The sequence below is a fragment of the [Borrelia] tanukii genome, assembly GCF_030439725.2.
GTDB lineage: Bacteria > Spirochaetota > Spirochaetia > Borreliales > Borreliaceae > Borreliella > Borreliella tanukii.
On sequence record NZ_CP179578.1, the window covers coordinates 26,585 to 35,534 of the forward strand.

General features: G+C 26.0%; 4 protein-coding genes and 3 pseudogenes. 5 read left to right on the plus strand and 2 right to left on the minus strand.

The features are described 5' to 3' along the window. The first annotated feature begins 56 nt into the window (after nucleotides 1–56). A pseudogene (locus QIA27_RS04965) lies at nucleotides 57–608 on the plus strand (P52 family lipoprotein). Nucleotides 609–764: 156 nt separating this feature from the next. Here QIA27_RS04965 and QIA27_RS04970 read toward each other — a convergent pair. Beyond that, nucleotides 765–1,673 (minus strand): P12 family lipoprotein, encoded by a 909-nt coding sequence (locus tag QIA27_RS04970; protein ID WP_418906236.1) that lies wholly within the window; start codon nucleotides 1,671–1,673, stop codon nucleotides 765–767. A gap of 271 nt (nucleotides 1,674–1,944) precedes the next feature. Here QIA27_RS04970 and QIA27_RS04975 point away from each other — a divergent pair, with 271 nt between their 5' ends. The 4 genes and pseudogenes from QIA27_RS04975 (at nucleotide 1,945) to bdr (ending at nucleotide 7,994) form a co-directional block, all read left to right on the plus strand. After that, on the plus strand, nucleotides 1,945–2,952 hold the full coding sequence (locus QIA27_RS04975; RefSeq protein ID WP_418906237.1) for a ferrous iron transporter A: 1,008 nt from the start codon (nucleotides 1,945–1,947) through the stop codon (nucleotides 2,950–2,952). A gap of 300 nt (nucleotides 2,953–3,252) precedes the next feature. Further along, nucleotides 3,253–7,072: pseudogene (locus QIA27_RS04980) on the plus strand (Eco57I restriction-modification methylase domain-containing protein). Nucleotides 7,073–7,321: 249 nt separating this feature from the next. Further along, nucleotides 7,322–7,417, plus strand: a pseudogene (locus tag QIA27_RS04985) (DUF226 domain-containing protein); the annotation flags it as partial. A gap of 145 nt (nucleotides 7,418–7,562) precedes the next feature. Beyond that, on the plus strand, nucleotides 7,563–7,994 hold the full coding sequence (gene bdr / locus QIA27_RS04990) for a Bdr family repetitive protein (RefSeq protein ID WP_418906238.1): 432 nt from the start codon (nucleotides 7,563–7,565) through the stop codon (nucleotides 7,992–7,994). 14 nt (nucleotides 7,995–8,008) lie between these two features. Here bdr and QIA27_RS04995 read toward each other — a convergent pair whose 3' ends face one another. Continuing rightward, nucleotides 8,009–8,632, minus strand: a complete 624-nt coding sequence (locus QIA27_RS04995) for a hypothetical protein (RefSeq protein WP_418906239.1) — start codon at nucleotides 8,630–8,632, stop codon at nucleotides 8,009–8,011. Nucleotides 8,633–8,950 lie beyond the last annotated feature (318 nt).

Sequence of the window (8,950 nt, forward strand, 5' to 3'; positions counted from 1 at the left end):
CAATTTTTGAGAAACTATAAAATTAGTATATATTTACTTGTATGTTTGGAGACTGTATGAGAATTTTGGTTTGTGTTTGTATAATAACATTAACTTTATTGGGTTGTTATTTGCATGATAAGCAGGAACAATCCGTTCTAACTTTTTCTGAGAATTTAGAAAAAGGTTACGAGATATAGTCTGACGAGATTGTTAATGAAGGCATATTTTCTAATTTAAAATTATATGCGACTGAGCATCGTTTGCTAGTTGATATAAAAAAGACTTTATACGGTTTAAAAGATGGTAGTGGTCGCGACGTACCCCCATTGCCTGACTATAATGAGGAATATTTTAATAAATTCTTTTTAGACTTAGGTTCTGAGCGATCTAAAGAATTGATTAAGTTGTTTTGCAGGATAAAAAATGAGCAGAATAATAAATTTAAAAGTGAAGTTTATTGGCTATATTCATGTATAAATGAGTTATATTCTCCAGATGATATTAAGTATTCTGGTGAAAAAGATCATGATTATGGGGATGTTATTATTTCTAGGCCCACTATTGATCAGCAATATTTTAAAGTGAAAAAAGAAATAGAAAAAGCATACTTTAATACTTTAAGATGATTGTTGTTTATAACTTTTCAAAACTTGGCAACTTCCAATAATGTAAATGTATATATTCCTTTAGAAACATTACTAAAATCAGAAGTTTTGCCATAGTAAAGTAGTTCATTTGCTTTTTATTTGTAAAAAACTTTTTCTATAATTTTATATATTTCCTTATGCATTAAGATTTACTAAAACGGTTTTTGCATGTTTAATAAACTCTTCTATCTCTTTCTTTTTTGCCATTGCTTCAATTCTTTTAAAAAGAAAAGCTTCTAAGTTGCGTAAAGCGCTTTGTGCTTGACTAAAAGCCTGTCTAGATAATTGTAAAGAATAAGATGTATTGCGGCTACTCTCTAATCTTTTTATAATACCTTTTTTTAAGCTTTCCTTAGCGTTATCAAAAAGTAAAGCTGCAGAGTTTATTTCACTTTCTGCCATATCAATATTGTTTATAAGCCCATCAAGTTCACTATATATCTTTAATAACTTGCTTTGCAATTGTGTTAATTCCTTTATTGTATCTTTATTATTCTTATAATCTCCTATTAACGATGTCCTTTGATTGTAAACATTTCCCATTACATGATTAAAATCAGCTCTTATTGAATCATATTCATCTTTAAGTACATCCACAGTCTTAATTAAATCAGAAAATTTAGAATTATCAAGAATAGTCTCTATATTTTTAATAGCTCTATCTGCTCTCTGTTCCTCATTGGTAGAAGGGATTAAATCCTCTTGTTTTATCTCTTTTTTTTGAGTATTCCCAATTGAAGTATTGGATATACCAATCTTATTATTCAATGATTCTGAAGACGCTTTGGATTCTGTGGGATTTACAGGTCCCATAGGAACAGCCAAATCCTCATATTTCTGTTCTCTAAAATTTTCAACAAAATCTTTTTTCTTATCTTTATTGATATTTGAATTATTAAGAGCATCTTCTTGAACACTATTCAAAACTTTCTTTACAATATTGTTACTTTGTTGCTCTTTATTGTCAGCAGACAATTTAGAATCTAGATTGCAAGACATAAATCCCATCATTAATAATGCATATAAAGACAAATTTTTTCTCATAGAAATATTCTCCTTTTTTATAATATAATTTATTATTAAATAATAATAAATATTAATTGATAATATATATCACTTTGTTCAAATTACAATAAAATATAATAATCTAAATTATTTTATGCTATATTGTAACAAAATCTATAAAGCTCTAAATTGCAAATAATAAGAATAATAGAACTGCTATTATTTACTTTTTAAGATTTTTATCTTGTTTATTTTTTGTAATTCAAATTAAAATGAGTTATAGTTAATGCTACTTTATAGGAGGGGAAGCATGAAATTAAAAATTAAATATTTAGCTTTGGGATTGTTTTTTGGTTTTATCAGTTGTGATGTAGTCATGAAAGGTAAAATGAAAGAGAAATCTCTTGGTTTCTTTAGTAAGGAAAGCTCTATTTTAGGTGCTAACGAGGAATCTGTTAAAAAGTCTATTAATAAGAAAGAAGTTAAAGAAAAGATTGCTAAAAAAGAACCTTATAAGCATGTAAAGGGGTTGTTTACTGATAATAGTAATTTATTACAAAAAAATGTAATATCAGAAGAAGGTTTAGAAACTAAATTATTAAGAGAACAGCTTGAGGCTACAAAAGAAAAAATACAAAAACAACAGAATGAATATAAAGAGAGGATTCAAGGAAGTTTGAATTTTCTTAGCGGTGAAAGTGGTGAATCTAAGGAGATTGTTGAAAGCAATGAATTTTATTTTACCATAGATTCTGATTTAAGACCAAAGAGCGATTTACAGACTATTTCAGGCTCAAATATTATTTTATACGACGATGAAGTAGAAAAGGAAAGTTATGGTGACTGTGGTAAGGAAGAGGTATTATTAAATAATAGATATAAATCTTATCTACAATATGTTAAATATAATGTAGATTTAGCAGTTAAAACAATTAGCAAGATATATGCCAATTATAACTCGTTTGCAACAAGGCAAACCCGAATGTATTCTACATTTCTTGATGCCTCTGCTAAAGCCAGAGCTAGAGAAAATGCTAAAAAGTTTACAAAGGAAAAGCTTGAAAAAAATCTTAATACTCTATTGAATTATATTCATGTGAGTTCAAATACCGCGACAAAGTTATTATACATAAGTGAAATGCACGCAAAAAGAAAATTAGATGCGATTGAAACAGAAACAAAGACTTTAATTTCAAAGATTAAAGGACAATCTGATTCGTACGAAGCATATAAAGCAATAGTGGGCCCAATCTTACGAATTAAAGATTCTCTTAAAGAAATGCAAGTTGGAATTGATGGAAATGGTGTTTGGTATTAATTTTTGTATAGCAAAATGTTAAGTGACAAAAAAGACTATTATGAAAAGAATAAAAAAGTCTTATTACTTGTTCAAGTAAATACAAAAAATAATTTCTGTTTTTAAAGGAAGTAGATAGTTTGGCTCTTTGTAATGCCCAACTTGGCTTAAATTCTGCGTATAGTATATTTTTTTTCGAAAAATTGAGAAAGGAAATAGAACACAAGGATTTTCTAAATATAAAAGTAAGAAAAATAGGCAAACTTTTAGAACTAACAATCAAAAAAACTCAATAAGAATAGAAAATGATAAAATAAAATAATGAAAATTAATGACATTGTAAAAACAAATGATCCAAATATATTTCTTTATAATGAATTATCAAAAGATTTTATAAAAAAAGAAGATGTTGATAAAGTAAAAAGCTTTTTTCTTTTTTTAAAAAATAAATTTTCTTTGATAGATGATAATTCAGCAGAAGCAAATATAGAATCTTTACTAAAATCTATATTTGAAGAATTAATGTATTCAGTAGAACAACAAAAAGGTGGGCAAATAGAAGGAGTAGTGTCTAGAGTAGATATGCTACTTTTTGAAAATGATAAAGACAAATTAGATTTTAATAATAAATTAGAAGAAGCTAAAAAAAATAATGATCCTATTCCGACTGAAGATATCTTACTTATTGCAGAAGTTAAGCGTCCAACATTCAGTTTTGATACTAAAAATAAAGTTAAAGAAGCAGAAGATCAGCTATATAGATATCTAAATCAATATCAAAAACATTATGGAATACTTTCAAATGGAAAAGTATGGAGATTATATGACAAATCGAAAGTTCTTTATGGAGAAAAAAGATATATTGAATTTGATTTTGCTAAAATCGAAGAAAAAGAAGAATACAAAGAACAAGAATGGTTTGTTTTATTTAGCTACCTTATAAGAAAAGAAAGATTTTCAAAAAGAAGTAATGTAATAGAGATTGAAAAAGAACAAATAGCTAAAGAAAAAGAGATAATTAAAAAAACCTTAAGAGATTTACTTTATGAAAACCCGGATGACTGTGTAGTATTTAAGATTGCAAGAAATATATATGACAAAGAATTTAAAGTATCAAGCAAAGAAATTACTAAATCTGATTTAGTTAACATTCTTGAAGAATCAATTCTCTTTATTTTAAGAATATTTTTTATTGTATATATTGAGGATAATGAGCCATTTAAAGGGATATTGGAAGAAAGTATTGCATATAAATCTTATATGTCTTTTAGGCATTTTTTTATAATAAGGTTATTAACAGAGAAGAAGGATATAGTAAATTAATAACAATTTTTAATACTTTTGACAAAGGGAATGATTTAATAAAGTTTCCTGTGTTTAATGGAGGGCTTTTTTCATCAGATAAGGTTAAGTATTTAAATAATGAAAATTTGCTAAGTGTTGATGAGCTTGAAGATATTTTAACTAAGATGCTCTTCTTTAACAAAGAAAATGCTAAAGAAGATAAATTTGTAGAGTATTCAAAAATTGATCTTCAAAGTTTTGGGGAATTATACGAAACTTTGCTTGAATATGAGCTTAGAATTGCAGATATTACTGTTCATCGTATTGTTGAAGATGGGGTTTATCTTATTCGTACTGAAGAAGAGCTTAAAAATAAGAAAGTAAACAAAGTTGCTACATACTACAAAGGCAATATTTATCTTACATCCAGATCCCTTGATAGAAAAAAAAGTGGAGCATATTATACCCCAGATGATTTAACTAATTTTATGGTTATATCATCAATTGAAGAACAGCTTAAAACTAAGTGTCCTTTAGATATAAAAATTATTGATAATTCTTGTGGATCGGGGCATTTTTTAATTTCTTGTTTAGATTACTTAACAGAAAAAGTATGGTATAGTCTTGATAAATTTGAAGATGTAAAAAAAGAGCTTGATAAAGAATATAGAGCTATTCTTAAAGAAAGTGAAAAATATGGTGTTCAGGATAGTATAAGTAAAGAATTAGTACTTAAAAGGATGTTATTAAAGAAGTGTATTTATGGTGTAGATATCAATTCTATTTCTGTTGAAATTACTATGCTAAGTTTGTGGATTAATACTTTTATTTTTGGGACACCATTAAGTTTTATTGAACATCACATAAAAGTAGGAAATGCCCTTTTAGGGTACACTAAAAATGAATTTTTTGATCTTTTAAAAAAGAAATTTGAAGATGGATTTTCTTTGTTTAAAAAAAGAATTCAAGAAATTTCAAATATTTTAGAAGATAGCTATCAAAAAATTAAAGGTATTAATGATACTACTAAAGAAGATATAGAAAAATCTAAAAAGATATACAAAAAATATGAGAAAAGTGAAGATACAGATAATTTAAGAATAATATTTTCTTTAATTAAACTTTATTCGTTATCTTTTGACAAATCTTTAAATATAGAATTTAGTGATATTACAGCTGTAGTCAGCTTAATTGAAAATATTTTGTGTAATAAAACCTCTAGTGAAGATAAAGAAAAAATAGAGAAAATTAGAAAATTAAGTAGCTACTATAAATTTTTTCACTATGGAATTGAGTTTCCAGATATTTGGGAAGGATTTGATATTGTCATTGGGAATCCTCCATGGGAGAAAACTAAGTTTGATGAATCTGAATTTTTTTCAAAACATATTACTAACTACAGAAAACTAAGTATAAAAGAACAAAATAAAATAAAGGAAGAAATACTTAGTAAAGGTAATCATCCTTTAAGTATTGAATATAATGAAGAAAAAAATAGTATAATTACAATTAATAATATTTATAGAAATGATTTTAAAGATTTTGCTAATGGCGGTGATCCGAATCTTTTTAGATACTTTGTTTCATTTAATTTAAAATTAATAAAAGAAAAAGGTAATTTGACTTATTTGATTCCATCAGCTCTTTGGAGTGAATCTAGTTCTAGAGCTCTAAGAAAGCATATACTTAATAAGTATATGCTTAACTATATTTATCAATTTCAAAATCAAAAAAGATTTAAAGACGTGGCATCACTTTTTAAATTTGCAGTATTTCAGCTTAGTAATACTAAAACTCCTACATCAAGTTTTAAAGTAAAATTCATGATTCAAAGTAGTGATAATATGATTAAAGAAATAACTAGAGATTTAAAGGATGGCAAAAATAATGCTTATAAAGGAATTGAACTAAATATAGATCAAATTAAGAAACTATCTCCTATTCAAGAATCAATAATAGAATTTAAAAGTAATGAAGAATTGAACTTAATTAACAAAATGTTTAGTCAGTTTAGTCTTCTTAGCGAAGAATATATTGATTTTGGAGGAGGATTACATTTAACAAAGTATAAAGCATTGTATAAAGAATATAATAATAAAAACTTTATATTTCTTTATTCTGGAGCTAATATTCATCAGTTTGATTCAATATTTTTGAAGATAAATCTGCAAAAGAAAATTCTAAATTACTGTGGATAGATAAAGAAGACTTGGAAAAAGTATTAACCAAAGATAATAAATGCCGAAATGAAAGGATAATTTATAGAAAAATTGCAAGCAATACTAATGAAAGAACTATGATAAGTACATTATGTCCTAAAAATTCCTATTGCGTAGAGTCGCTATATATAAATTATGAGAAAAAAACAATATCACTTTATAAAAAATTATTTATTATATCTATTTTTAACTCATTTACATTTGACTTTTTATTAAGAAGATTTGTTGGCTCAAATGTGTTAAAACCATGTTTATATCAATGTCCAATGCCTCAACCTGAAGAAAAAGAAATTTTAAGTAATTCTTTATATTTAAATCTTGTAAAAAATACTTCGTTGCTGATAGCTAAAAATGATCCCGAGACCTTTAAATATTTACTTTACTTAGAATATTTTGATTTTAGTAAAGAAAAAGTCAATAAAATACTAAATTTAGATGTGGAAGATGAATTTTTTAAAGAAAAAGAAAATGAAAATAACTTTATTGTGGCTAGCCTTTATTCACTAACCAAAGAAGATTTTATTACTTTACTTAGTGATTTTAAAGTATTGAAAAACAAAAAAGGAGAAGATTATATTTTTTCTTTAATAAAAGGATATGAGAATTATTTAAGAACAAATAAGCTTGACCAAGCTTAATAATTTAAGTCTATTTTATTGTTGTACGGATTCAAAAGGGTCAAATATGATAAATTTTACAGTGATTGCGTTTGTTTGCAAATTTTCTAAAAAAAATCAAAACTTTCGATAAAGCTTATTACAATGAGCTTAAGTTTAATCGGATGGTGTTTTTTTCTGTGTCCATAACATAGCATATTTAATTGGGAACGCAGTATTAAATTTACTAGAAAATTGTATAAGCGAATTTAGGATTAAAAAAAAAAAGAAGTATTCAAGTTTTACTCTAAAGATTTGGAGCTCTCAGGTATCATAACCAAGTGGATTTTAAGAATTAAGCATAAAGAGGCCAAAAAATTAGATTAAATTGGCAACTTAATTAGTCCTCACAACCGGCCGACGAGGTCACTATCGTCTTAGCGCAGCACAGGTTTTGAAAATGATCTGTTATTGGGCTGATTTTTGTGATACACTATGTTTAGTGAATGATTTTTAAGTAGGGAAAAAAAATATGGAATCAGTGTTAGCAACAAATATTACCGAAGAACAAATATACAAAGAGTTTCTTCGATTAGGCATGGAACAGCTAATAGCAAAAGATTTATCCAAAAGATATTATCATAATGATCTTACCTATAGAGATTTAAAGAATTTAGAAAAGCAATTTGGCATAAAGTTTGAGAATCTTGATTTTAAGATAGATACTGTAGAAAAAAATTTACAAAAAGACATGTCCAACTTGGAACAAAATATTAACAAGAATATGTCTATTTTGGAACAAAATATTAACGAAAAATTAAAAATTCATGAAAAGGGTTTTTTGGAAAAGCTTAAGGCCAGCAATAGAGTGATAAGCATTATTGTAGTAGTAGTAGTTGTGCCTGCTGCTATATCTATTTTAATCCCCTTTGTTATGTCGCTAATTGGCAGCTATTTCAAATAGAAATTACTAAAAATCTAATTAAGAAAAAATATTTTATCTATAATTCGCTTTTGCAATTTACTGGTATTATTGTAGATTCCTAGACGTTTTAGGTTCGCATTAATATATCGTTTTAGAGTATGTAAATTTTTACAAGGTTCCTTTTCGGTAAAGAAATTTGAAATCAAATTTATGATAGTAAGTTTAATTCCAGTAGCGCTGTTTAGGTAATGATTTAGATTGCTCCTGTTGAGCTTTAAAGATGAGCATGATTTAATGTAGCCAAGTTTTTGATACAGATTTAATATACAAGGTGTTTTAACTAAGAAAAAGTTTTGTGAGTTAGAGTTATATATAATTTCATTTAGAGTTCCTTTTGACTTTGCAATCAAAGAGTAAATAATTTTTAGCTGCTTAGTAGTAATTCCAAAACCAAATATATTGTTTGCCACATAATTAATTCTACGTGCATCAACAGATAGTAATCTATTTTTGTCTAGATTTTCAATACATCTGGAAATTGTATTAGAGCAAATTAGAGAATATGTTTGAATTTGTAAACCGTTGTCCAACGTATAAGAAAGTATATCAGATTTTAAATTATAAGGAGTTTTGATATTTTGATTTTTTAGATGAGCTAATGAAATTCCATAAGCCATAATAATTCCAAGTAATTGGTGAGTAGTGTTAGTAGAATTGATAAGATGTTCACTAATAATAATGAATTCATCCGGATTTATTATGTAAAAATTTTTCTGCTTAGTAGATTTTTTTAAAAAAATAAGTTGAACAAAAGTATATAAACATTATTTACTTTTATGTAAAAATTACAAAAAGTTAAAGTTTTACTTTACCGGTTTAAAGGTTTATTTTTTCGAGAAATTAGATTTAAAGTTTTGTTGCTTGTGGGGGGTAAGGTTTTACTTTTTTTGGTTAAAGTTTTGAGCCAAAATATCTATACTAATTAAAAATTATAT